General features: G+C 43.7%; 25 protein-coding genes. 4 read left to right on the top strand and 21 right to left on the bottom strand.

The window, feature by feature from the left end:
* Positions 1–430 precede the first annotated feature (430 nt).
* The 11 genes from G475_RS0115055 to G475_RS0115005 all read right to left on the bottom strand — a co-directional run bounded on the left by G475_RS0115055 (position 431) and on the right by G475_RS0115005 (position 10,779).
* Positions 431–1,705: a S1C family serine protease gene (locus tag G475_RS0115055; protein WP_026701985.1), complete on the bottom strand. Its 1,275-nt coding sequence runs from the start codon at positions 1,703–1,705 to the stop codon at positions 431–433.
* 165 nt (positions 1,706–1,870) lie between these two features.
* Entirely contained in the window at positions 1,871–2,704 is an 834-nt protein-coding gene (locus G475_RS0115050; RefSeq protein ID WP_026701984.1) for an SDR family NAD(P)-dependent oxidoreductase, read from the bottom strand.
* Positions 2,705–2,948: 244 nt separating this feature from the next.
* Positions 2,949–3,686 (bottom strand): MerR family transcriptional regulator, encoded by a 738-nt coding sequence (locus G475_RS0115045; RefSeq protein ID WP_026701983.1) that lies wholly within the window; start codon positions 3,684–3,686, stop codon positions 2,949–2,951.
* Positions 3,687–3,779: 93 nt separating this feature from the next.
* Complete coding sequence (locus tag G475_RS25295; RefSeq protein WP_035711369.1) at positions 3,780–3,977, bottom strand: hypothetical protein; 198 nt, start codon at positions 3,975–3,977, stop codon at positions 3,780–3,782.
* Positions 3,974–4,204 (bottom strand): hypothetical protein, encoded by a 231-nt coding sequence (locus tag G475_RS0115035; protein ID WP_026701982.1) that lies wholly within the window; start codon positions 4,202–4,204, stop codon positions 3,974–3,976. Before G475_RS0115035 ends, G475_RS25295 begins: the two co-directional genes overlap by 4 nt.
* Before the next feature lie 371 nt (positions 4,205–4,575).
* A complete protein-coding gene (locus G475_RS0115030) occupies positions 4,576–5,160 on the bottom strand; it encodes an LOG family protein (RefSeq protein ID WP_035711367.1) in 585 nt (194 codons plus the stop codon).
* A gap of 316 nt (positions 5,161–5,476) precedes the next feature.
* A complete protein-coding gene (locus G475_RS27290; RefSeq protein WP_156911731.1) occupies positions 5,477–5,626 on the bottom strand; it encodes a hypothetical protein in 150 nt (49 codons plus the stop codon).
* A gap of 14 nt (positions 5,627–5,640) precedes the next feature.
* Positions 5,641–6,513 carry a permease gene (locus tag G475_RS0115020; protein WP_035711365.1) on the bottom strand — a complete coding sequence of 291 codons (873 nt, stop codon included), beginning with the start codon at positions 6,511–6,513 and terminating at the stop codon, positions 5,641–5,643.
* Between the two features lie 210 nt (positions 6,514–6,723).
* The gene (locus G475_RS0115015) at positions 6,724–8,052 is read right to left on the bottom strand and encodes a 6-phospho-beta-glucosidase (protein ID WP_026701979.1); all 1,329 of its coding nucleotides are present in this window, start codon (positions 8,050–8,052) and stop codon (positions 6,724–6,726) included.
* Positions 8,053–8,172: 120 nt separating this feature from the next.
* Entirely contained in the window at positions 8,173–9,999 is a 1,827-nt protein-coding gene (locus tag G475_RS0115010; RefSeq protein ID WP_026701978.1) for an FtsX-like permease family protein, read from the bottom strand.
* A gap of 18 nt (positions 10,000–10,017) precedes the next feature.
* Complete coding sequence (locus G475_RS0115005) at positions 10,018–10,779, bottom strand: ABC transporter ATP-binding protein (protein WP_026701977.1); 762 nt, start codon at positions 10,777–10,779, stop codon at positions 10,018–10,020.
* Positions 10,780–10,933: 154 nt separating this feature from the next.
* Here G475_RS0115005 and G475_RS0115000 point away from each other — a divergent pair, with 154 nt between their 5' ends.
* The 3 genes from G475_RS0115000 (at position 10,934) to G475_RS0114990 (ending at position 14,337) form a co-directional block, all read left to right on the top strand.
* Positions 10,934–11,662, top strand: coding sequence for a MurR/RpiR family transcriptional regulator (locus G475_RS0115000; RefSeq protein WP_026701976.1), 729 nt, complete (start codon positions 10,934–10,936; stop codon positions 11,660–11,662).
* Positions 11,663–11,978: 316 nt separating this feature from the next.
* Complete coding sequence (gene thpD, locus G475_RS25290) at positions 11,979–12,944, top strand: ectoine hydroxylase (protein ID WP_051302575.1); 966 nt, start codon at positions 11,979–11,981, stop codon at positions 12,942–12,944.
* Between the two features lie 103 nt (positions 12,945–13,047).
* Positions 13,048–14,337 (top strand): glycosyl hydrolase family 18 protein, encoded by a 1,290-nt coding sequence (locus G475_RS0114990; protein ID WP_026701975.1) that lies wholly within the window; start codon positions 13,048–13,050, stop codon positions 14,335–14,337.
* A 252-nt stretch (positions 14,338–14,589) separates the two neighbouring features.
* Here G475_RS0114990 and G475_RS0114985 read toward each other — a convergent pair whose 3' ends face one another.
* Entirely contained in the window at positions 14,590–14,850 is a 261-nt protein-coding gene (locus G475_RS0114985) for a NifU N-terminal domain-containing protein (RefSeq protein ID WP_026701974.1), read from the bottom strand.
* Positions 14,851–16,563: 1,713 nt separating this feature from the next.
* On the opposite strand from G475_RS0114985, the gene G475_RS0114980 reads away from it, so the two are divergent.
* Positions 16,564–17,556, top strand: coding sequence for a 3,4-dihydroxy-2-butanone-4-phosphate synthase (locus G475_RS0114980; RefSeq protein WP_026701973.1), 993 nt, complete (start codon positions 16,564–16,566; stop codon positions 17,554–17,556).
* Between the two features lie 110 nt (positions 17,557–17,666).
* On the opposite strand, the gene G475_RS0114975 is transcribed toward G475_RS0114980, so the two are convergent.
* The 9 genes from G475_RS0114975 to G475_RS0114935 all read right to left on the bottom strand — a co-directional run bounded on the left by G475_RS0114975 (position 17,667) and on the right by G475_RS0114935 (position 25,597).
* Positions 17,667–18,653 (bottom strand): 3-hydroxyacyl-CoA dehydrogenase NAD-binding domain-containing protein, encoded by a 987-nt coding sequence (locus G475_RS0114975; RefSeq protein WP_026701972.1) that lies wholly within the window; start codon positions 18,651–18,653, stop codon positions 17,667–17,669.
* The gene (locus tag G475_RS0114970) at positions 18,640–19,740 is read right to left on the bottom strand and encodes an NAD/NADP octopine/nopaline dehydrogenase family protein (RefSeq protein ID WP_026701971.1); all 1,101 of its coding nucleotides are present in this window, start codon (positions 19,738–19,740) and stop codon (positions 18,640–18,642) included. Before G475_RS0114970 ends, G475_RS0114975 begins: the two co-directional genes overlap by 14 nt.
* A gap of 16 nt (positions 19,741–19,756) precedes the next feature.
* Positions 19,757–20,845, bottom strand: coding sequence for a TRAP transporter substrate-binding protein (locus tag G475_RS0114965; protein WP_026701970.1), 1,089 nt, complete (start codon positions 20,843–20,845; stop codon positions 19,757–19,759).
* Between the two features lie 85 nt (positions 20,846–20,930).
* A complete protein-coding gene (locus tag G475_RS0114960) occupies positions 20,931–22,220 on the bottom strand; it encodes a TRAP transporter large permease (RefSeq protein ID WP_026701969.1) in 1,290 nt (429 codons plus the stop codon).
* Positions 22,220–22,780, bottom strand: a complete 561-nt coding sequence (locus G475_RS25285) for a TRAP transporter small permease (RefSeq protein ID WP_051302573.1) — start codon at positions 22,778–22,780, stop codon at positions 22,220–22,222. Before G475_RS25285 ends, G475_RS0114960 begins: the two co-directional genes overlap by 1 nt.
* Positions 22,781–22,799: 19 nt before the next feature.
* The gene (locus G475_RS0114950) at positions 22,800–23,849 is read right to left on the bottom strand and encodes a TRAP transporter substrate-binding protein (RefSeq protein ID WP_035711361.1); all 1,050 of its coding nucleotides are present in this window, start codon (positions 23,847–23,849) and stop codon (positions 22,800–22,802) included.
* Positions 23,850–23,877: 28 nt separating this feature from the next.
* Positions 23,878–24,243, bottom strand: coding sequence for a hypothetical protein (locus G475_RS0114945; RefSeq protein ID WP_026701967.1), 366 nt, complete (start codon positions 24,241–24,243; stop codon positions 23,878–23,880).
* Between the two features lie 40 nt (positions 24,244–24,283).
* Entirely contained in the window at positions 24,284–25,042 is a 759-nt protein-coding gene (locus G475_RS0114940; RefSeq protein ID WP_026701966.1) for an SDR family NAD(P)-dependent oxidoreductase, read from the bottom strand.
* Between the two features lie 69 nt (positions 25,043–25,111).
* Positions 25,112–25,597 (bottom strand): flavin reductase family protein, encoded by a 486-nt coding sequence (locus tag G475_RS0114935; RefSeq protein ID WP_026701965.1) that lies wholly within the window; start codon positions 25,595–25,597, stop codon positions 25,112–25,114.
* Positions 25,598–25,641: the final 44 nt, after the last annotated feature.

The raw sequence follows: 25,641 nt of genomic DNA, 5'->3' as shown, positions 1-25,641 counted from the left end.
AAGAAGATCGCATTACCAAGTGAATCTGGGGTCTCCGTGGCCGGTCTCGGCTGAATAGAGAAGGTGGTTCGGCCAAACGAAAGAAAAATTGGTAAAACGGACATCTTAGGGTTTATATAACAAGAACGTCCATTCAGCGGAGTCAAAATAGGTCGACTCCTGCGGGAAAAGCACGAGTCTCGAGACCCCGCAGGAAGGGATTTTTCCCCGAGGGCCCGCAGGATGCGGGTCAGATCGGCGTCGGCACAGGATGTGCCGTTCTTAGCCGATCCTCCTTTATTCGAGCCGTGCCCGCGGAAAGCGACCTATTTTGACGCAGCGATAGAACAATACACAAAAATCCGAACCATTTATGGAAAAAATCGTTCGGATTTTTTGTCCATGATAATGTTTTTTCCCAGACTCTTTGTTAGATGAGCACTTCCCCCCGTTAACCGGACTGGGTACCGCTTTCTCCGAGTGTTAAATCCGTTGTCTGCTGTTCCCCGTCCCGATAGAAGGTGATTTCTATCGTCTCTCCGATTTCTGCTTCATTGTAAAGGAAACTGCGTAAATCATGACCATTTCCAATCTCTGTTCCATTAATGGAAGTGATAACGTCGTATTGTTTCATACCAGCCTGATCAGCTGCTGAACCTGATTGAACACTGTTAATAAACACGCCCTGTTCTACATCTTCCGGCAGGTTTAACGTTTCCTGCCAATGGTAGCTTGGGACTTCTGATAAAGATCCGATCGTTACCCCAAGCTGCGGACGTTCCACCTTCCCGTTTTCTTCAAGATCCTCAAGTACCGGAATAACTGTATTGGAAGGAATAGCAAACCCAATGCCTTCTACCGCACTTTGCGCAATTTTCATTGAGTTGATCCCGATGACCTGACCATTTACGTTGATCAAAGCACCGCCGCTGTTACCAGGGTTAATGGCAGCGTCCGTCTGAATGACATCAGCTGTCCAGTCGGTTTGGTTATTACCCGTTGTATCAACTGGTATACTGCGGTCCACAGAGCTGATAATTCCCTGAGTGACCGTTCCGTTCAAATTACCAAGCGGGTTGCCGATAGCAACGGCCGGCTCTCCTGTTGAAAGCGTATCAGAATCCCCAAATTCCGCCACCGTATCCACGTTTTCTGAACTGATACGGAGAACAGCCAAATCGGTTAAAGCATCCGCTCCGACTACTTCCGCCTCTACTCTGTTGTCATCCGATAGTCCTACCTCGACTTGGTTTGCTCCGTCAATCACATGATTATTAGTAACAACAAAAGCAGAGTCTCCTTCTTTTTTATAAATTACGCCAGACCCGGCCCCTTGAGATTCCGCCTCACCTTCCTGCATCAATCCCCCCTGCTGTTCTCTAAATATACCCACTACCGCGTCGGAAACTTCATTCACAGCTGAAGTCACCTCACTTGATACATTTACACTTTCCGTGGAGATATTCTGCGTTTCTGGTTCAGACGCGTTGTTCTGAGACACCGGTTCACTTTCGTTCGCTGCATCCGTGGAAAACATCTGACCGTCATAAACAAGCGGCATGGCAGCGGCTACGATAACAGCACCGATAAGGGCGCCAATAAATCCAGTAAAGCCTGCTTTTCTGCGGTCTTTTTTATGTCGTTTATTTTCCTCTTCTATTTTTTGAGGAGTAGGCTGTTCCTTTTCCTGGTTTCTCTGGTTTTCCTGATTTTCAAAATGATCCATTCTGATTCCCTCCTATTTTGACATTAGTATGTGAAAAGTATTAGAATACTTTCTTTCTATTTCATACTTTATAGGACTTATGTGTCAGCTGGATGTCTATAAAAAATTTTTTATATTGCCGGTCTCCCCATACTTTCATTCCACAGCCGCGGACGCGTCAAACCGTTACCGAAGAAGACGGCTTACAATTATTTTTTCGAGCCATCTTGCAGGCATAGTTTGTTTCAAGCCATGCAGCATTGCTGCGGAGGTCCCTAAACGATAGCGGAGATTTGGCCTTTTGGCCCGTAGAATCTTTTCTACCACCTCTGCGATTTTTTCTGGTGCGGTACTGTTTTCCGCAGCCTGGAGCGCTTCTTTTTGCAGGTTGGCCATCATTGTCTTATAATCTCCCTCTGTTTCCGCTGCATGCTTTAGTGCCTTTTCCCAGATTCTCGTCTGATAACTTCCTGGTTCAATCAGAGAAACATAAATATGAAAAGGCAGCATTTCATAACGAAGAGATTCACTAAAACCTTCAAGAGCAAATTTACTTCCGGCATAAGCTCCCATCCCGGGAAAACCTAAAAATCCGCTGACACTGCTGATATTGATAATCGAACCGGAACGCTGGCTTCGAAACATAGGAAGCAGCGCTTTGGTGAGGGAAACAACCCCGAAAAAATTGACGTCAAACTGCTCTCTCCACTGCTGGTCCGTTACTCCTTCCACCATCCCGGCCTGACAGTAACCAGAGTTGTTCACCAGGACGACTACTTGTTTCTTTTCTGACAGCAGATATTGTTTTAATTCTTCAATGTGGGATGGCTCCGTTACATCCATTTCCCATAAGTGCAGCTTGTCGCCTTTCCCGATCTGTGTGGCTTGATCAACAAGCACCTGCCCCCTTTCCCGCTCCCGGACGGTTGCGATCACTTCATAGTTCATGCTAAGCAGTTTCGCAGTGATTACTTGGCCGAAACCACCGTTACTTCCCGTCACAATGGCACAATCACCCATAGCATCCTCCTTCTCCCTTCCTTTTTATCCTGCTTCTTATTCTTATACAAGAAAAGCGCAAGCGCCCTGAATGAGGAAGTTCGGCTAAGAACGCCACGTCCTGTCGCATCTCCGAACTGCCCCACAACGCGCGCCTCCAAGAATTTGGGCACTGGGGAGGGATCTTAAAAACGCCAAGCTTATCTACTTTCCTATCTTTTAAAAAAGGACTGCCTCAACAGGACAGCCCTCCTCAGAATATACGTTATTTCTGCCGGTCTGCATAGATTTCCATTGCGTCGCGCATGAAAAAAGCCAGGCCTTCTCCAAAGGAATCAATATTTTTTGTAAACCGTTCATCCTCGACATACATCTGCCCTAATCCTTTGAACATTTCGAGGGAGTAATTTCCGAATGTGTTTAACAGCTTATACCATTCTGCAATGGCCGTCTGGGCTTCTGGGGAGGAAGGGGAAAGGCGGCGGAGCCCGGCGAGTTTTTGATAAATGGCATTCATTTCTTCAGCCATTGCCTGCTGCTGGTTTTCCGACATTTCTTCCACCCTGGCCTTGGAGCGGTCCACTGCCTCGTCTCCCCACCGTTTTCGTGCTTCCTCTTCATATGGATTCGCCGTGAAATCAAATCCCTGAAACTTTTCTTCATTTGTCATCGTAATTTCTCCCTTCTCCTGCTGCAGCGTCTGCTCCACCAGGGAAAGCATCTGCTCAAGACGGCGCCGTTTCTCAAGCAGAATACGCCGGTGCCATTCCAATGCTTCTTTTCTATCAAAGGAAGGATCTTGAAGAATGGACTTGATTTTTTTTAAAGGAAAACCGAGCTCTTTATAAAATAAAATCTGCTGCAGCCTCTCCAGATCCTCATCGGAATAAACACGATACCCTGCGTTGGTGGTCTTCTCCGGGGTCAGCAATCCAATCTCATCGTAATGATGCAGCGTTCGGACACTAACACCGGCGATATCTGCCACTTCTTTCACTCTCATGGAACCGGCCTCCCTTCCTTTTAAATGTTACGGCCTGACGTAACGGGAGAGTCAACTGCTTTTTGGGAGAAATGTTGAAAATCACGGCGCCTGTTATTCTTTATTTGTTTGGTTGGAATTTTCAATGTACTGTTTGACAAATCGTATAAACCAATACAGAAATATCCAGGGAGTAACAAGAACCGTCGCCCACAGCAACGGCATTAAAATGAACGCTTCCTGCCCCTGAACTGCCGTGATAATGACAAACCCAAGAAACACAGCCAGGGTGCCGTACAGAGAAATTTTCATTTGGAATTCTCCTTCTTTCGGTGGTTGGATTTCGTATTCTTTATCGTTTTTATTATATAAACCGTGCCTCCGACAATAAGACCACTCAACAGGACGACACCTGTATAGATAGGTTGAAGGGGAGGCTGCTGTCCCCCGTCTCCTGAAAATAGAACGCTTCTGAGGGGGAGGCCAATCCAAAAAATGAAAATATAACAAACCATTATCGTGATCACCACAGCTTTCATCCTTCACCCTCCATTCTCCCGCTATTCTAAATCCTCCCTTTCCATAAACGGCTATACTGCCGTATGTAAAAACCGTACCGTCAAAGCAGTCCCGTGAACAGTCAAATCTGCTGCTTGGAGGCGGGTGAATAATACGTTCCCACCGATCCCGGTTATGCTTATAGCGATAACTATTGTTAGTATTATGATCGCTGTGCTAATCTCCAGTATAATGAATAGGTCCCTGCAAAACAAAGAGACGGGGATCAGATTTCCTTAGGAAAGGAGAGGCGGGCGTTTTGCAAAAAAGGGGAGGTTGAAGCGGCGGGAGAAAACGAGGAAGGCCTTTTCATCCCCATTACGATTCAGAATTCATGTTGTGGGGGATTCTCTTACGATTGTTCTTTATCTATATATCTTTTCACTGATGGAGCCTGGTACGATTGAAACTGCTCAATCAAATTCGCAGGGTCTGACTCCACTACCGCCATCGAACGATATTTTTCTGCTAAAAACTGCTGCTCTGTCATGTGATCAAATAACGCAGCCAGAGGCCCATAATAATTATTGATATTTAACAGGCCGAGCGGCTTTTGATGGAGGCCCAGCTGCCCCCATGTGAATATTTCTACAAACTCTTCCAAAGTTCCCGGTCCTCCAGGGAGCGCGATAAAACCATCCGCCAGCTCTGCCATTTTTGCCTTCCTTTCATGCATGGAGTCTACCACGATCAGTTCAGTCAGATTGGGGTGGGCGATTTCTTTATCTCTGAGCGTTTTGGGAATAACTCCAATTACTTTTCCGCCTTCTGAAAGGACAGCATCGGCAAGCGCCCCCATCAGACCGACGCTCGCTCCTCCATAAACAAGGGTGATTTCTCTTCTTGCCAATTCTTTCCCCAGCGCAGCAGCCCCTTCTTCATAGGTATCGGAAGCTCCTTTACTTGAACCACAGAATACAGCAATACGGCGTACCATCGTCATTCCTCCAAAATTTATTGTGAAAGTATTCTATCTCACGGGTGCCATGAATATGCCACCTTTTTTACACGTTTTCACTGTATCAAATGATTCCTTCCTCCGCCACTATGTCTTAAGAGTTCATCCGAAAATGGGAGACCCTCCCAAGAAAAGCTGCTGCCTGCTAATCTTTTGGAAGCCGGTGGATCGTATAATAATTCTCATAGTGGTTCCCACATGGAAATGGAGAGCATTACGGAGACAATTATTGTACGTAATGCTCTCCATTTTCTTTTGGAGACCGATAACGTTCGTATTGTTGGGTCTACTGGTCTCAGGAGGTTTGCTGACGGGAAGATGCCTCTGTTTCCTGCTCCCTGCAGCATTCCTCTGCGTTTTCTTCGACTTCTTCAATGTCTACGCCGCAGCAGTCTTTCTCGGAAGAAGAGAAAATCTTTTTCCATCCCATTTTTTTCTCTGCCATTTTTGTCACCCCCTTTATAACATAATATTGGCAAGCAATCCGGTGCTGACGGCAGCGAGTAATATGGAAGCAATAAAAGCAAGCACCAGTTTTCGTTGGAATAATTTACTAAGCATCACGATTTCTGGAATGCTTGCCCCGGCGCCACCGACGGTCAATGCGAGGATAGCTCCTTCGCTCATCCCTTTGCTGACAAGAGATCCGGCAATGGGAAGAATGGTTTCCACCCGAATATACATCGGAATGCCGATTATAGAAGCAGCCGGCACCGTCCATAGATTATCCCCACCTGCATAGGTTGTAATGGTATCCTGAGGAACAAAGTCATAGATGAAAGCCCCGATCAGCACTCCGATGAATAAATAGGGAAAAAGCGGAAGAAAAAAAGACCAGGCGTCCCGGATAGCTAATTTCCATTTTGGCTTTCCTTTTTCTTCCGAAACATTTCCCTTTTTTACACGAACCTGTTTCACAGCAGTTTCAAGCCCCAGCTTCTCCCATCCCCATCCGATCAGGATGGAAAATCCAACAGTAGCGAGAATATAATAAACGGTTAATTTCCATCCCAGCAGCGTCCAGAAAAGCAGAAGCAGCACTGGGTTAAGCAAAGGAGAGGCAATCAAATAAGACATCGAAGGGCCGAACGGGGCTTTGGATGAAAGCAGTCCGGCTACAATTGGAATAGTGGAACAGGAACAAAACGGGGTTAAAGCCCCCAGCCCGGTTCCATAAAGATACCCGCTCCATTTATTGGGACGGTGCAGAATACGCTGGATGCGGTCCTCCGTGACCGTCCGCTGCAGCCAGCCGATCACCGCACTTATCAGAAGGAATAACGCTGTCAATTCCAGCAGCAGCACAAAAAATGTCTGTAGAAAATGGATCATTATCTTCGCCCTCTTTATTAAATCAAATATTTTTGATTTATTATGTGTATTTACATTAAATCAAAAAAAATTGATTAAAGTCAAGGACTTTCTCCTATCTTTCTTAGAAAAGCACAAGCGCCCTGAAGATCCTTGCCTATATATAAAAAGAAAGCCCGGTTTATTGCCGAGCTTTCGACAGAATCACAAAATAATTAGAACCTCCCACAGCTATACTTTGATGGTTTGGAAAAATTGGGGCAGATAAGGTTGATGTGCTTCCATCATCTCCTCTACTATCTGCGCAGCAACCGTGTCCGACGGCGTCAGTGGATCAATGGTCAACGCTAGGACGGCTTTGTCGTAATCTCCGGTCACCGCTGCTTCGGTCGCTACCCGTTCAAAGGATTTAATCTGCTGCACCAGTCCACTTACCTGTACCGGAAGATCTCCTACTGTAACTGGTTTAGGACCTTCCTTTGTGATAACACAGCTGACTTCCACCGCGGATTCTGCGGGAATACTGGCTATTGCTCCATTATTAACCGTATTCACCGGCTGGATATCACAGCGGTCGGTATAAAGGGAAGTGATCAGACGGACGGCGGCCTCCGAATAGTAGGCGCCGCCCCGCTCTTCAAGCTGCGGTGGTTTCACGGAAAGATCTGGATCTTTATATAGTTCAAACAGTTCCTGCTCCAGTTTCTGTACTACTTCGGCACGTGTACCCTCTTCCTGCGCGCTCTGAATGTTCTTTTCCAGCATTTCCTTCGTTTTATAATAATACATGTGGTACGGGCAGGTTAATACATTCAGGGAACGTATAAACTCCGGTTCCCAGCCCATTCCCTCAATATTTTTCACAAAGCTGCTGTGTTCCGGACGGGACAGCAGATCCATCACCTTATCTTTTACGCTCTTCCCGTCTACATAAACCTCCAGCCCGTAGACCATGTGATTCAGGCCGGCAAAATCGACCCGTACCCTGGAGTGATCGACTTCCAGTAATTCTGCGATCCCCATTTCCATTCCGATCGGCACATTGCAGAGGCCGACCACCTTTTCAATCGAAGAGTACCGTAAAACGGCTTCTGTCACCATGCCTGCCGGATTAGTGAAATTAATCAGCCAGGCATCCGGACAGAACTTTTCCATGTCCCGGCAGATATCTAATATAACCGGAATGGTACGCAGTCCTTTAAATAACCCTCCCGGTCCATTTGTTTCCTGCCCGAGCACTCCATATTTCATAGGGATACTTTCATCTTTAGCCCGGGCATCGAGCAGCCCGACCCGGAACTGGGTGGTAACAAAATCAGCGTCCTGCAGCGCTTCCTGACGGTTCAAGGTTAAATGAACGTCAATCGGAAGACCAGCTTTTTTAATCATCCGCCGCGCTAGATTCCCAACGATGGCAAGCTTTTCTTTTCCATCTTCTACATCCACCAGCCACAATTCCCGCACCGGCAGTTCGTCATAATGTTGAATAAATCCTTCTACTAACTCCGGCGTATAACTTGAACCACCGCCAATGGTGGCAACTTTTATTCCTTTTCCCATTTCCTTGACACCTCCATCTTCATTTTAATGATAGAGGGGGCCAACAAATAGGCATTCAACAGCTTTTGTGTCATATCACATGAGTTGTGATTTGTTTTTTATAAATAACATATTGTTTTATTACTTCTCTTCCGGCAGAACCACACTTTTGTACATTTTCACCGTGAGCAGATAATAGAGAACATAGATCGTTGTAAACAACAGGAGAGATATCCAGATTCGGTAATATGGATTTACGATGATAAAGGAAAACATATTCATTCCGATAAGAACATGAGTTATCCCAAGAAGTGCTGGAAACAAGAAAACGAGAAATAATTCTTTGAAAACGGACTGATTCAAGAGCTTCTTCGGCACCCCGATTTTTCGCAGCATCTCATATCGCGGAATATCCTTGGCTGCGCCGGATAACACTTTGAACATTAAACAGCTTGCCATCATCGCTAGAAAAGCAATCCCGAGAAAGAAACCCATAAAAACAGTTCCCGTAGCAATAGTGTTATAGTTTTCATACATGGAATACTTGCTTGTTGAAGCCATGACTTCCTCTGATGATGCCAATTTCTCTTCCCTTAATTCATCCAGCTTCGCCCATTGGTCTCTATAGGCCAGAAAATCATCCGCTTTCCCGATAAAAACCACCTGTTCCTCTGCTTCAATATCATCATATAAGGCATTTGAAACAATCAATGGCCGTCTGGAATAATCCTCCGCTGCCGTCATCGTTAAAAATTGAGACCATTCGTTCGGGATGGAAGCAGATTCTTCCTCCACCTCTTCCAGCGACCCTTCCTGATCCGGGAGATCCGCCTCCACCCTTTTCACATTATCCGTGGTTAATTGAATCTGCGGGCGCTGTTTTTCCAGGTCTTCTTTCAAGTAATAATTATATTCCTCTCCCTTTTTATACCGGTATTCAGCGGCTTCTGTAAATGTAATGTCTTCGAGAATCTCCTCTTCTTCTGCGGTCGGACTGTGGACTACCGCATCATAGACCGCCGACCTCTCTGCGATGTTTTCCGCATTATTTTTAAAAGCCATTCCGCCGGAAATGGCTCCTGCCCCGAGGGCAATCAGCATTGCCGCCGTAGCAAGCAGTTTTTTCAGGCTGTGGATACGGAAAGTCAACTGGGATAACGTAAACGATTGTATGCCATTTTCATTCCATTTTTGTTTTTTCTTCATGGCGTTTGTAATAACAGGCAGCAAGGAAGAAAACAGCAGATACGTCCCAAGTGTCGTCATAATTGCAGCGGAAAACACCCCGAGCTCGCGGAGGCTCTCCATAAAAATCAACGATAACCAGCCGGCAGCCAGGGCCAGGATTCCTGCCGTAATCGTCACGATATTTTTCTTTGGCTGCTGCGGCACTTGATCCGATTTTGTTTCGGCATGGACAAGCTCCAGCACTTGTAATCTTGAAAGCTTGATGTGGTTCCATACTGCGGTGACAAAAAACAGAACCAGAAAGAACAAAAGCGTTACAGCCAGCGATGGAAGATAAAAGGGCTGATAGCCTTCAAGTGTGACGTCGAGCTGGCCCATGATTAATTCTGCGGTTAATTGCGAAAGGCCGGCCCCGGCAGCAATCCCTATAATCAGCGCGATAATCCCAATCAAGAGATTCTCCACAAACATCAGCCTTTTAATGTACTGTTTCTTCGCGCCAAGCAGCATAAACATCCCATACTCCTGCTGGCGCAGCGAAAGCAAAAACATATTCGTATATAAAATATAGAAAAACGTCACTGCTGCGAGCAAACACGATCCAACATTAAAAACAAGCTGCATCGAGCTGATCATCGCGTTCTCACTGGTGAAATCGCGGTTTAAGGCTAATGTCTGAAACATATAAAAAATGGCAATGGACATGACAAGTCCGGCCAAAAGGATAATATAATCTTTTCGTTTGCTTTTCATGCCATTCCAGGCTAATTTTGCAAGCACCGTACCCCCCCCTTTTTCCTACAGCTTTTTCCTTCCGGCTTCCGCCTGCTCGTCCAGTATATTCTTGAAAAATTCCTCTCTCGTGCCGTTTTTGTTAATTTGTTTATACAGTTGTCCGTCTTCAAGAAACAATATCCGTTCACAGTAACTCGCACTGTAAGCATCATGAGTCACCATCATAATCGAGACTTGATGTTCTTCATTTAAACGCTGCAGGGTCTCCAAAAGACTGGCTGCGTTGCTGGAATCCAGTGCTCCGGTTGGTTCATCTGCAAGTATGATACTGGGATTATGTACCAGTGCCCGTGCCGCTGCTGTCCTTTGTTTCTGCCCCCCCGAGATAATAGCTGGATACTTCGAAAGAATGTCCCTGATATCCAATATATCCGCGACATGCTGGACCTTTTCCTTCACCCTGCCTCTTCCCATTTTCTGCAGAAAAAGCGGCAGCGCTATATTTTCATACACGGTCATGCTTTCCAGCAGATTAAAATCCTGAAAAATAAACCCTAACTTCCGGGCCCGGAAATCCGCCAGCGCCTGCTCCTTCATTTCTGTGATTGTTGTTCCTGCAATTTCTATCTGGCCTCTCGAAACATTATCGAGAGTGGAGATCGTATTTAAGAGTGTCGTTTTTCCCGATCCGGAAGCTCCCATAATACCGATGAACTCTCCTTCCTGCATAGAAAAAGACACTTCTTCTAAGGCCTGGAACTGATTTTCCCCTTTACTTCCATATACTTTAGAAACATTACTTACGTTTACTACAGAATCTATCATAACTTCTCCCTCCATTTGTATTACCTGTATTATTTTAAGTGATACAGATAAAATAGTAAAGCTTTATTTTGTTTTAAATAAGTAACATAGTGTTTTTTATAAAGGGATGTGATATGATGCATACAAATGGAAGGCCGTGAGGAGAGAGAATAGAATGTTTACCACGCAGGAAATTGCTTCCTTTAATGAACTGGAAACCTCCGTCTATCAGTATATCACCACGAATATGGAAAAAGTGGCATATATGCGGATCCGGGAGCTTGCTGAAGCAACACACGTTTCTACTACCACCATTTTACGTTTCTGCCGGAAAGTGAACTGTCAAGGTTTTTCAGAACTTAAAGTGAGGCTCAAATTACACTTGGATAACGAAAAACCAACGGTGGTAAAGGGATCCCAGCATGCAGTAAGCGAGTTTTTTGAACGAACACTGGCTGGAAACCTTGATAATAAATTGGGGGAAGCCGTAGACATTGTGAACGGCGCCGATCATGTGATGTTTATTGGCATTGGCAGTTCCGGTATTCTCGCGGAATACGGGGCCCGTTATTTTTCAAGCCTTGGTACATTTTCTGTGTATATTAAAGATCCTCATTTCCCCATTCACTCCAGCATTCTTCAGAACAGTGTCACTATTGCATTATCCGTGTCCGGGGAAAATCGATACACGACCACCCATATCCACCAGCTCAAAGAAAAGGGAAGCACGGTGATAAGTATCACCAACACCAAATATTCGACCATCGCCAGAATTTCCGATGTGAACATCCCTTATTACGTGACAGAAGAAGCATTGGAAGGTTCCAACATAACGACACAAATTCCGGTCGTATACATATTGGAAACGCTGGCCAGAGATATTCACCGAAAAAAAGAGTGGTAAATATGTTTAGCCATCCAGAGGCAAGGGAAATGCACTACCAGAATTCAAGTCATAATGCTTGAATTTATAAATCCAAGGGCGCCTTTAATACAAATTGAAATAATTTATATAGAAGAAACCAGTGGAAATAGCGGGGACAATTAGAGCCGACGTATAAGCTGGGAGGGGGACATTGCAGGACCCTTCCCGGCTCTTTTTATCCGCTTTTATTCCATAAAGGAGGTGAGATGATTGTAGAGATGTTGTTTAGATGAACGGTTCTATGTCTCTCGGATCAATCAAGCAACATGATCAAGAAATGAAAGGAGACTTTTTAATGAAACAAGATTTTCAACCCTTCCAACAGACTATCGATAAATATCCATCACGTGTCGGCGGACAGGCAGAAATAATGGAACGAAAAGACGCGGTGGTTCATGGGAACCGGCCATTTTCCCAGGGGCCGCTGCCAGAAAAAGATATTACGTATTTTAAAGAAAATGGATATCTTTTATTCCAGCAGCTGTTTAATGAACAAGAAGTCACTATTATGAAAGATGAACTAAAAAAAACTATGCAGCAAAACCAAAACCGGGAAGCGGACGATGTCATCAAAGAACCAGGCAGCAACGAAATCCGTTCGGTTTTTGAAATTCATAAAGATGGCGGCTTTTTCGAAGAACTCGTTAAGAATGAACGACTCGTCCACATTGCAGAGCAGCTGCTGGGCAGCCAGGTGTATCTCACCCAGTCCCGGATAAATTTCAAGCCAGGATTTAAAGGTAAGGAGTTCTACTGGCATTCGGACTTTGAGACATGGCACGTGGAAGACGGCATGCCTGATATGCGTGCGGTCAGCTGCTCGATTGTACTGACCGATAACTACGAATTTAACGGACCGCTTATGCTGGTACCCGGCTCCCATAAATGGTTCGTCTCCTGCCCCGGGTCCACACCAGAAAAGAATTATAAGGAATCACTGAAAAAGCAGGAAACCGGTGTACCGGATAACGATAGTATGAGCTGGCTCGTCAACCAGGCAGACGGCCACATTGACCGGGCTACCGGACCCGCTGGTTCTGTTCTTTTCTTTGACTGCAATACAATGCACGGTTCTGCCGGCAACATTTCCCCGTATCCACGCAGTAACGTATTTTTTGTATATAACTCCGTGGAAAATAAATTGGAGGAACCGTTCTCCGGTCAAGATCCTCGTCCGGAATTTCTCGCCAACCGGGAAAATACAGAAGCTATCAGCTCAAATAATAAGCGTCTCCAAGACCTTTTTTCCCATTCCAGTTAAATAAAACGGACCCGTTTCGGCAGCTGATGCCGGAGCGGGTCATTTTTTTCTTTTTGGATAATAAGATGAAAAGAGAAAGGAATCGTGAAAGGAGGCTTGTCTTATGCAAATACACGTGGTTCGTCCCGGTGAATCGTTATGGAGCATCGGCCAGATGTACAACGTTCCCTATCAAATGATCAGCGAGGCGAATGACCTTCCTCAGGCGGAACGGCTCGTCGTTGGGCAGGCCCTGGTCATCCCCTTTGAAGGCCGGTTCCATTGGGTGATGCCGGGAGAAAGCGTGTGGCAGATCAGTCAGCAGTATCGTGTGCCATTTGAACACGTTCTGCGAGTGAATAATATTCCAATTTCCGCCTTTCTGCCTGTGGGCTTCCCTCTATACATTGATATGCCCCCGCAAATGAAACCGTCCATTGAGGTTGGGGCGTATATGGATCTTGATATCACCGGAGAAGACTCCTCTTCGATTGTGAACGAAGTGGGCAATCATTTAACTTATCTGCAGCTGTTCAGCTATCAAATGAATTCAGACGGCACGCTGACACGCATGGATGATCAGGCTGTGATTAATACCGCCTATGAGAATCAAATTGTTCCATTAATGGTTATTACAAACATTGAAGACGGGGAATTCAGCACAGAATTGGCAGCGACGGTGCTGCAGGATGAAGAACGGCAGAACCGGCTGCTGGATGAAGCCCTGGCTATTATGGATGAAAAAGGATTCCTTGGCATTGACTTTGATCTGGAATACGTCGGAGCTGAGAATCGGGAAGCCTATAACGAATTAATGCGAAATGCCAGAGAACGGCTCGATGAACAGGGGTATTTGCTTTCCAGCGCTCTCGCTCCCCAGGTGGAACCAGGGATGACTGGGGATTTATATGAAGGCCACGATTATGCCGTTCATGGAGAAATCGCTGATTTTGTTTTCCTCATGACCTACGAATGGGGGTATACCGGCAGTCCCCCCCAGGCTGTTGCTCCAGTCGACCAGGTTCGCCGCGTGATCGAATATGCCCTGACGCAGATGCCTGCTGATAAAATCATGATGGGCATGCCGCTGTACGGCTACGACTGGACACTGCCGTTTGTCGAAGGCGAGACCCAGGCCCAGCCGCTGGACCACCAGCAGGCGATTGAACTGGCTCTCCAATACAACGCCGCCATCGAATTTGATGAAACAGCCCAATCCCCGCACTTCACGTATTACGATGACGAAGGGACGGAACATGAAGTCTGGTTTGAAGATGCCCGAACCGTGCAGGCAAAATTTGATATGATCAAAGAATACGGGCTCCGCGGTATGTTTTACTGGGTCCTCGGCTGGGAGTTTCCGCAGAACTGGCTGTTGATCGAGGAAAATTTCACGGTGAATAAGCGGGTGTAAGGATTGCTCCTGTGGCTTATAGACAGAAAAGTCCGGGAAATGTCTACAAAACATGGGTTACACCCATTTTCATGATACCGCTCTGGATTTTGGTCGTTATTCGATGGCAGCAACCATTTTGACCTGCCTCCTATGTGAAAAATGTCTCTTATAGGACGATACTAGACCCTATCTTTCGGATGGTGTCTCTTTCTGCGATTAAAAATACCCCGGCGCTGCACATCAGGCAGTCCGGGGTTTGTTGTTTCTCTTTTATTCCGCTTCGGCAAAAACCTGTTCTACCTTCGGGATCAGCTCATCCCAATCCGCGTCCATCGTTTTATTCACGGTGACAAAGTCGTTGACGCCGAAAATATTGTCTACCCCGTCCAGCTGCAGCAGAGCCTGCGCCAACGCGTGGTCCGTGTCGTCTCCCTGCTTCAGGGAGGTACTCTTTTCAAATAAATTTTGGTTGGCGGTGAATTTCATCGCATTCGGATTCGGGGTCGGTTCTGCACGTACTTCAATAGCCATAATGGTTCTCCTTTCAATTGCATGCAAATTAATAATTGTAATCTTTTTTATATAATAACACTTTTTATAACGGATATTAAATAAGAATGTTGGATTGCCCTTACTTCTTGTACAAGGCTGTTATAAAAGAACAGGGACGACAACCGTTCCGAATACTTCTCTATCATTCGCAGCATATTCCAGCTCCGCTGGTTAACATACTACTTTGTTCCTGAATACGGGCAGGGCTAAATAAGACTCCTTCCAGCTCCATATTCTACTGCAAGTTCAGCATTTTCGGACACTCCTTTCCATTCACCTCTTAGTTATATTGTAACAAAGTATTTTTCTCATCTTCCATGACGAAAAGAGTTATTGTAAAATCATGTTGCACTATAACTTCATAGACCGTAAGCATGGGTAGAAGCTGAGGTGCTGCTCGGGGAAAGCGCTAGCCTGCAACGAATGCCTCTTTGCTTCGGGTAAAAAAGTATTTTCATGTGTAGAACACAAAATATAGATAGCATCACGCTCGTGCTTGGTGAACTATACGCATAACATCATTTGCTAGATAACGACTAAGGAGATGCGTAAGCTAAACCCATTTAAATGAAAATTCCTATAATCAATAACTTTAGATTGAGTAAAAGAACAAACAAAAAGTCACAGAAAAAGTGAGAAAACGGTAAATTTCGTATACTAATTCGGTATGGATTTTGTAAGGTATTCATTGATGTCATAGTAACTGTCACTCCATACGGGCCAATAGGAGCAGTTGCCACTGCTCCTGAAATATGGACTACTCCAATACTTACAGGATTAATTCAGCTATACAAGGATTTAATACTTCTGTCTACACTCCTATTATAGCAATAGCATGGATACCAAGTAGCCCCATTATTAAAAAAAGAAGTTGTATAAAAACTAATATAATTATAGGTTCACCTACAAAAGTTAAGAATAATTGCTGAATTAGTTGATTGATTTCGTTTCAATTAAACTGTTTGTAAATAGTGCTAATGATAAGAAAAGCACCATGAATTTTTGCAGATTATATTATGAACTTTCTGAGATATGTTTAATGCTGATATGTTGACGAACAACGTCAAGAAATAGGAAGTGAATGAACTTTTCTGGATATACTTTACCTAAGCCACTTACATTTAATAGTTCATTAACTCTGTGATCAAAACGACCAGCATGAACCACTGTTCGCATCCCTTCTAATAAATTAGAACCTCAACTTGGAGTCAAATAGAGATACAGCGCTGATAATGTTGGGGATTGGCAATCACTTAGCAGCGATTGCCTCTACTTTTTCATTGGACGACATAGAACCATCCTCTCGCTCAAAATAAGTCGCATTTCTTTTCAAGAGTCCCTATCTGGATTATGTGCAGCCAAGTAAGAGAATCACTGTTTCCAACGCCTCATCGTTGATGATTCCACACTTAAGAGCGAATTAACCGCCCATGGAGACGAGTGAGACCGATTCTCTCCTATCCCTAGTTTCCTTTGGATAGTATACCCGGCTATGGGTGAGACAGGCAACGCTGTCAGCAATCGATCATTTGAAAATAGCATTAACATTATTAATACGAAAATTTAAAAATTTTCGGCCCTATTCATATATTGGATAGCTTTACTATTTTGCTTACAATAAAAAACAAATAAACACTTAGGCCCTCTCTCAGTTTAAAAAAAGGAAAGAACATGAAATAAGGAGAGATGAATATGGGATTAAATATAAGAAACAAAGCATCTCTTGAACATGATCTTGTTATTATTTATGACGATCTCTATACTCATATGAGTTATATTACTGGTTTGGGCGCCCAAGCTACAAAAGATAAGATTAATGCCATGATAAACCTCGGTAAAGGGATTGTCTCTACCTGCATTACAGAGAAAAAAGCAAAGGAACTGCATTTACCTTTGATGTACCAGGAAAGTTCAAGCTCTGTTATTTCAAATGCTGCTGTTTCTATTGATTATAAAGACACCAGTACTGGAATATCCGCTTCCGAAAGATCACAAACCATAAAGAGTCTGCATGCTTCTTCCAATCCTGAAGATTTTAAAAAACCCGGACACGTTTTCCCTCTAATCAGCTGTGAGAAAAATCTTCCGGACCGTCCTGGCATTGCCGAAACATCCATTGAATTGTTCAAACCTTTTATTGAGAACCCGGTTACGTATGTGTGCGAAATTTTAAATGAACACGGGCACGTTTCCTCTATTCATGAGGTTCAAAAAACAGCCAGCCAGAATCATATGAAAATTTTTAAAATGAGTCAGATTGTCACCAGTTATCTAAAACGAAAAAAATGGTTAGACGTTGTCGACACGAATCAAGTCTACGTGGGAGATACGCCTTTAACCATTTTCAACGTCAAAAATCATCTGTATCCTTCCCAGTTTATAGTTTATATTAATGCAGATCACGCAGATCACGCTATATTAAATAATGTGACGTTCCATGATGAATGCATGTGTGGAGATGTCATCGAATTGCACCATCAATGTTGGTGCCCGAAACATTTAAGAGAATACATGCTGGATATGTTAAAAGGAGAACTAGATGGTATCGTATATCAAAGATATAATAATGATGAATTATCTTCTATTTCTTCTCTGTATAAAGCCATTATCGGTGAACAGATAAAAGAACTGGTCAAAGAAGAACTAAATAATACCACGATGAACAGAACATCTCTTTCCGTATGAAAAATCCAATATGAGCCACAGTAAAAATAAAAAAGGAAGGATTCAGACTCCTTCCTTTTTTTTATTCACTTAACCTTCTCCTCATCCTCCCCGAAGGGAGCTGTTTCCGTTTAGGATCGGCTGTCTTCAAAAAATCCCAAATGCTTAAGGAGGTCGATAAATTTGTGCAACGTTTCCTTTTGATATTCAACGAGGTCTTCTTCGGCAAAGGTATAAAAACCCTTTTTTGTTTTCATTCCGATATGGCCGGATTCCATCTTATCCTTAATCGACTTGGGAGGTGTAAAACGTTTGTCATGCAGGGAATCTTCCAGATAATTACCGGCATGATACAGGGTATCAGCCCCTCCCCAGTCTATGAATTCCAGCAGGCCTAATATGGCAAACCGAATACCGAAACCATACCGGGATGCCATGTCGATATCTTCTACGGAAGCCACATTATTTTCCACTAATCTGGCTGCTTCATTCATGGCCAGCGCCTGGATTCTCGGTACGATAAAACCTGGAGAAGGACTGCATTCAACGGGAACCTTCCCTATACGCTCCAGTATCTGCATCATTTTTTTCAATGCAGCGGGGCTTGTTTTTTCCCCGGGGCTGACTTCGACCAAGGGAATAAGATACGCTGGGTTTAACCAGTGTGTATTCATAAATCCTTCTTTGTCCAGTGCGAATTCGGCCACATCATTTACGGAAAATGAGGACGTCGTTGAAGCGGTTAAAGCCTCTTTCGGCAGTAGCGGGCAGATGCGGTGAAACACCTGCTTTTTGACATCCAGCTTTTCAGGAACAGCTTCAAATAAAACAAAAACCTGTTCCCATATCACATCCGGTCTTTCGATCGGGGATATTTTAATATTATTTATGACCTGCTCCCTGACTGTTTCCGATACAACATTACCGCCTATTAAAATGTCAAGCTGCCCTTCAATCTCACGAAAGGCATTCGACTGCAGGATCAGGAATTCTTCGTTTGTTCTGTCTTTCACATCCAGCAGTAACACCTCATATCCTTGGCAGGCAAACGTTAACGCAATGCCCCTGCCCATTCGGCCTGCTCCTGCAATGACAACGATCTCTTTATTGAACTTCATATTTTTTTATTCCCTTTTTTACTATTTCTTTCAGCTGCTGCGGGGATAAATGATCTAACCCCATGTTTTCCATGGACCTGCCATTTTCACGAATATTTTCCCCTGTAATACTGGAGGCAATAGCAAGAAGTCCGGCAGCAGTCGGGACTTTAAGCTTCAGCCAATCACCGAGTGAGACTAGAAACGACAGACCGCACATAATATCCTCTTTCATGTAACGGTGGGTTTCTAAATCCAGAGGTTCAAACCAATCTTCACCGTCTACAAGTTCTTCGTGAGCTCCATTTCCATACATCCATTCGACTCCCTCCGGATTATAATGATCTTCCAGAGGAAAATGGGGGGCATGGTATCCTAATGCTTCACGAATTTTCATTCTCTCCCCATCCAGGGAACGGTGCACACTTCGGATCGAAGGCTGCGTCCCTTCATCATGAATATCCCATCTATCAAAGTGTTGAATAGGGCCGGCATTCATGAGAATGAGAGGCGGATGAATAATCGGACCGGCGTTCATGAGAGCTCCATCCAAGGCATCCTGTACAGGCTCAATAGAATCAAAGGCCTCGTGTAAAACCTCAAATGCAAATTCTGATTGTTCGCTTGGAAAAACTCCGGTGGGTAATCTTGCAGCCCGTCCTGACAAGGATATCGTCTGTTCATCATATTTTCTTGCCAAATAAGGCAGCGTCCCCGTTTCTGCAAATATAACGTTGGCCTCACAACCATGTTCCGTGAGAACTTTTGACATAACATAGCTTCCAAACGTACCAGGAGGCAGAAAAATTACTTGATCGTTTTCCAGTACAGGCACAAGCTGTTCCGCCAATGAGTGCTGAGCAAAAGCCGGCAGTGGAATAACAATTAATTGTGCTCCTTGAACAACCTTTTTTATATCATCCGAAGCCAATTGCAACGATACTTCTCTTGTTCCTGCTGTATCTTTCACTTTGATCATTTGACTGTTCAACACGGATTTAAATGCATCTTTGTCTCTTCTCCATAAACGAACATAATGACCTTTTTCTACAAAATCAACAGCTGCTGCATATGCTCCATTGCCGCCCCCGAGTACTGCTATTTCCATACTTTATACCTCCTGATTATTCTGAATATTTTTCAATCAATTCATACAGCTTTTCCTGGTATTCATCTCCCGGCAGACCTTCTGCATTGGCATCTTCTACTGCCAGGCCCTGCATCTCTTCCAACGCCTCATCCCATTTCTGCTTTTCTTCTTCCGATAATGAGACCACTTCTAAGTCTTCCGTTTCCTTACTCCATTCCATGGCCTCTTTGACGTGCTCATCTAAATATTGTCCTGTAAATATACTCATTTCATGGTTTAAGTCATCGATGACGTCTTTCACATAATCAGGAAGACTATTCCACGTATCCTGGTTCATAATGGCAACGAAAGAAGTGACAGTTAAGGGATAATCGGTCACATATTTCACCATTTCCGCTAATTTAAAATCTTTCAATACTTCTCTTGAAGAAACATTGCCTTCAATCACCCCAGTCTGTAGACCTTCCGGAACTTCAGCCTGCGATAAGCCGACAGGGGCTGCCCCCAGCTTTTCCATCACCGGTGTAGAGCCGCCGGAAATTCTCAGCTGTTTCCCAGATAATTCCTCTAACGATGAAATACGATCTTTGCTTTGGATATATGCAGGTTCTGTGGCAAAAGAGGTAATCAACTTAAAATCGTCAAGAGCCACTGGTTCAAACTCACTGATCAAATCGTTCAAGACCTGGCTGGATACTTGTGAATTAGGATAATCAGAAGGCATTTCCGATATTTCCAACAATGGAAACCGACCGGGTTCATAAGTAGTAGCAGTAAGTCCTATGTCAGCCGTCTCGTTTTCCACCCCGTCAAACATGTTATTTGCTTCTAGCAGTGATCCTCCAAAAAACAATTCTACTTCGACCTGCCCGTCCGTCCTTTTTTCTAATTCTTCCGACCATTTTTTCATTTGAACCGCGGGAAACGTGCTCTCCGGAGCAAAAAAAGCATAGGAAAGCGTAATTGTTTCTCCATTTTTCCCTTCATCGGAATTTCCACTTTCCGTATTTTCATTGGAACTCCCTGATTGATTACCTCCGCAGGCCGTGACCACCGTGATAACGCCGATCATTAAACAAAGAAAAACAAAGCGCGCTGCGTTTTCCCTTAATTTCCCCTTCATACCATTTCACCGTTCCTCTCTCAATTAATGGTGAAGCAATGCAACATTCCGTCGTTTGTCTGTTTGTCAGGCGCTGTTATTCTATTTACACAAATATTAATACAATTTGCGGGAATAAAATAAGCAGTCCGATAAAAACAACATACGTCAGTAAGAAGTACGCTGTTCCTTTAAAAATCGTTGTAACAGGTGTGTTCGGAGTTATACCCTGTACGACAAATGCATTTATTCCGACAGGCGGTGTAATGGCACCCATGCTGGTAACAATACAGAGAACAACAGCAAACCACACAGGATCATACCCCAGAGCCATAACTGTAGGGTGAAATATGGGAATAGAGATAATTAAAAACCCAAGGGCATCCATAATGGAACCGCCAATAACAAAAATCAGCAGCACAGCAATTAATATCATTGAAGAAGGGACAGGCAGCTGCCCGACCCATTCAGCCACTGCAAACGGTAGCCTGGTAATAGTCAGAAAACGACCAAATACCATGGCGGCCACTACTAAGGTCAATACCATCGCAGCGGATTTTAAAGCACCTGCGACAGCCACCTGAAATTTATTCCATGTCAACTTTCTCATGACAAGAGACAGAACAATGGCTCCGAAAGCCCCGAATGCCCCGGATTCTGTGGGAGTAAACCACCCTGCATACAAACCACCGATAACAAAAATAAACAACAGAAAAATCGGAATAATATCTTTTAGTGATTTTATCCGCTCTTTCATCGTCGAACGGTCTCCTGCTGGACCATAATGAGGATGGATTTTGCATATATATACTATAGTAAGTATTAATAAAATGGTTAATAAGATACCCGGGACAATACTTGCAATGAATAGATCCCTAACCGATTGTTCCATTTGCAAAGCCAAGACTATGAGAACTGTGCTGGGAGGGATAATAATACCAAGTGTTCCCCCTGTCGCTATACTTCCTGTGCTCAACGCCTTATCATATTGGTATTTGTTTAACTCCGGCATGGACATGGTAGCCATCGTCGCAGCCGTGGCAGAATTCGAGCCGCTGATCGAAGCAAAACCAGAGCTCGCCAATATCGTTGTGCTGGCCATTCCGCCGCGGAAATGACCAATCCATTTATAAGCCGAATCAAACAGCTTTTCTGTAATACCCGTTCGAAAGATAATTTCTCCCATGAAAATATACAAAGGAACAACACTTAATGAGTAACTCGAAAACTGATTCCACAAGTCAGCACTTAAAAGGTTGTATGCAGCACCGGGAGAAGCAAAAATCAGCACACCGGTAAATCCTACAATAAACATGGCAAAGCTGATAGGCATTCTTAAAAACATTAAAAGAAACAAAATAAGAATACCTAATAAAGCTAACGTGTTCGCATCCATTATGCTTCTCCTTTCCAAACCAGGATGGTTTCTTTTATAAGTACCAGCACCAGCCCTATAAACCCAATGGAACAAAAAAGAACAACAGGATAAAACGGAATCCGCATCGTTTCAGAGATTATTCCGTCATTCATTAAGTCAAGTCCATGTAATACAATCTGCCATCCGGCGATAATGAAAAATATAATACTTACTGCATTCACCAATATATGGACGATTCTTTTTATAAATAAGGGGAATTTTTTATGGACTAAATCAATATAAACATGTTTTTTATGCAACTGGGTATATCCCAGTGAAAAAATAATAATTACAGCACTCAGCCAGCCTACAATTTCTACGGTGCCTGAAACAGGATCTGAATATAATCTTTTTATCGCGTTAAACACGATCAACACCATCATGGATAAAAGGGAAATCCCGGCCAAAACGGCCGAGCCTTGATTGATCCGGTCTATTATTTTAAAAAATGTATTAGACTTCTCCTTTTTCACTGTCGAATTGTCCTCAGGAACAGGAGATGGATTATCTTTTAATGATGCAGATTGAAAATTGTCCATTGTTTCATCTCCTGTATTATTAGCTTTCTTCATTATATTTCTCAATCAAATCTTTCATTTTTTCAAAGTATTTTTCTGCAGGCAGTCCTTGCTCCTGTGTTTCTTCCACAAAATCCTTCTGCATTTGACTTAATTTCTCATCCCATAATTGTTTCTGCGACTCGGATAGTTCTACAATTTCAAGATCATGATTTTCCTTGCTCCATTCCATGGCCTCTTTGACGTGCTCATCTAAATAGTTCCCTGTGAATTCCGTCATCTCATCGTTTAACTCATTGATTACGTTCTTCACATCCTCGGGCAGACTTTCCCACTTATCCTGGTTCATCACTGCTGTGAAAGTATTTAACGCGAGAGGATAATCGGTTGTGTAGCCTACCATTTCCGCTAACTTTGAATCTTTTAAAATTTCTCTTGATGATACATAACCATCTACCACACCCGTTTGCAGCGCTTCCGGAACCTCTGCCTGCGACATCCCAACCGGAGCTGCTCCAAGTTCTTCCATGATCGGGGTTAACGCTCCGGCAATGCGAAGTTGTTTTCCTTCCAAATCCTCTAAGGAGCTGATTGGTTCTTTACTTTGAATATAAGATGGTTCCGTCGTGAACGTCGTGATTATCTTAAAATTTTCCAACGCTTTTGGCGGGTATTCTTCTATGAGATCTGCCACGACATCACTTGCAGCGGTTGCATTTTTATAACCGGAAGGCATATCAGAAATAGCTAACAATGGGAAACGACCGGGTTCGTAGGACGTCGCTGTTAAACCGATATCGGCTGTACCGCTTTCCACACCATCAAACATATTATTTGCCTCGAGCAGAGACCCGCCTGGAAAAAGTTCTACTTCAACTTTTCCATCCGTACGTTCTTCCAACTGTTTTTTCCACTCTTCCATTTGGACTGCTGGGAAAGTATTTGCAGGCGCAAAAAAAGCATATGATAATTTAATAGTTTCCCCTTGTTCTGCTTCCTCGCTCCCCCCTGCTTCTGTATTATCTCCGCCACACGCACTCATAAAGGAAACAACAGCGGTTATCATTATAATTAACCAAATTTTTTTCACATATTTCACCCTTTAATTTGAAAATAGATTACTGTTTTTCTAAAAGGAAAAAGGGACGGCCTATAGAGGCTTCCAGGCGGAAATACCGATCCAGACCTGCAGTGCGGAAAGCATGAGTCATATTAGTGATCGTTTGTAAGTCTGGAACATTGTAAAGAAAACAGGCATGCCAATTGGCTGGACCTGCTTGTCCCGCTGTTAAAATATCCCTGTCAAACGTTGCTAACAATTCTGATCCATTACTTTTCCATTCTTCAAGCACTGAATTAAGCTGTGGTAAAATGTCACTCTCTTTCTGCTCCTGTGTTGTATCAAACCATCCTATAGATTCAAATGTTATAAATACTCTTAAAGGACTTGTTACCTTTGGTGCATCGTGTTTAATTTCTCCCATATTGCTCATCTCCTTTTAAAAAATAATTGTACAAATGCTTTTAACGCATTTGTAAGCCGCCGTTAATATCAAACGTCGCACCTGTAATGAAACCCGCTGCCTCAGAGGCAATATATGAAGCCATTTCTGCAATTTCTTCTGATTCTCCAAAACGTTTTACTGGAATACCTTCTTTCATCTTTTTTAGTTTTCCGGGGTCGATATGGTCCATCTCAGGTGTATTGATAGCTGCCGGAGCAATCGCATTAACAGTTATACCCTGCTCAGCAAGAGAGCGTGCAAGAACCTTTGTTACTACCAGCTGTCCTGCCTTTGAAGCACAGTAATGGGCTCCGGAAGTCAACGGTCCGGCCTGCCCGCCAAAGGAAGAAATGTTAATGATTCGTCCTCTTTGCTGTTTTTTCATCGTCTCCATAACCGCTTGGGAATAAAAGAATGTACCTCCCAGATTAACTGATAAAATCGTGTCCCATTCCTCTTTTGTCACATATTCTACTGCGGTTTCTTTTCTAATTCCTGCGTTATTAACTAAAACGTCTATATGATTCCATTTCTCTAATACAGTGTTAACACTATGATTAATAGCATCATTGTCTGCAATATCAACTTCCAGGAATAAGCAACTCGAACTATTGATATCTTTAAAAAATTCTGATTCTTTTACTTCTTTAAGAGCTTCTCTGTTTTTGTCTATCAACACAACACGGAGGCCGTCTGATAGAAATCTTTTGGCAATGGCAAGACCAATGCCTTGCGCCGCCCCAGTAACAATAGCTACCCGTGGGTCTGTTTTTTTCACAGTACTTACCTCCTCACGTTTAACGATTAGTGCGACTTTAATAATATCAAGTCCGGAGTCTGTGTTGTTTTACATGGTTTCTGTCTTTTCGGGAAGCTCTCTTAATTTTCCTCGGAAGAAAAGCAGCGGTTCTCCTTTTTCATCGTATTCCACATGATTAACCCGACCTGTAATAATGTAGTGATCTCCCCCTTCATGTACCGCTTCTACTTCACACTGAATCGAAGCCAAGTTATTCTCTAAGACGGGGATGCCGTCCTCGGACAGGGAATAGGAGCAGCCGTCGAATTTATCATCTGTTTTTTTGGCAAAACGCCAGCAATCCCTATCCTGTTTCTTATTTAGAATATTTACGACAAAGGGATGATCTTCTTCAAAAGCTTCCATACTGCTGGATTTTTTATCGATACAGACAAGGATTAGCGGCGGGTCTAAGGAAAGAGAAGAGAATGCATTTGCTGTTAAACCAATCAATTTATTGTTATTTTTGGTTGTTATAACCGTTACACCTGTAGCAAAGTGGCCAAGAGTGTTTCTAAACTCTTTAAAATCCATCATTTTCCTCCTTTAGATACGTAATGTAATAACGACACCCTGTT

It is taken from the genome of Salibacterium aidingense DSM 18341 (assembly GCF_000429685.1).
Lineage (GTDB): Bacteria > Bacillota > Bacilli > Bacillales > Marinococcaceae > Salibacterium > Salibacterium aidingense.
This window is presented reverse-complemented; position numbering and strand designations above follow the sequence as displayed.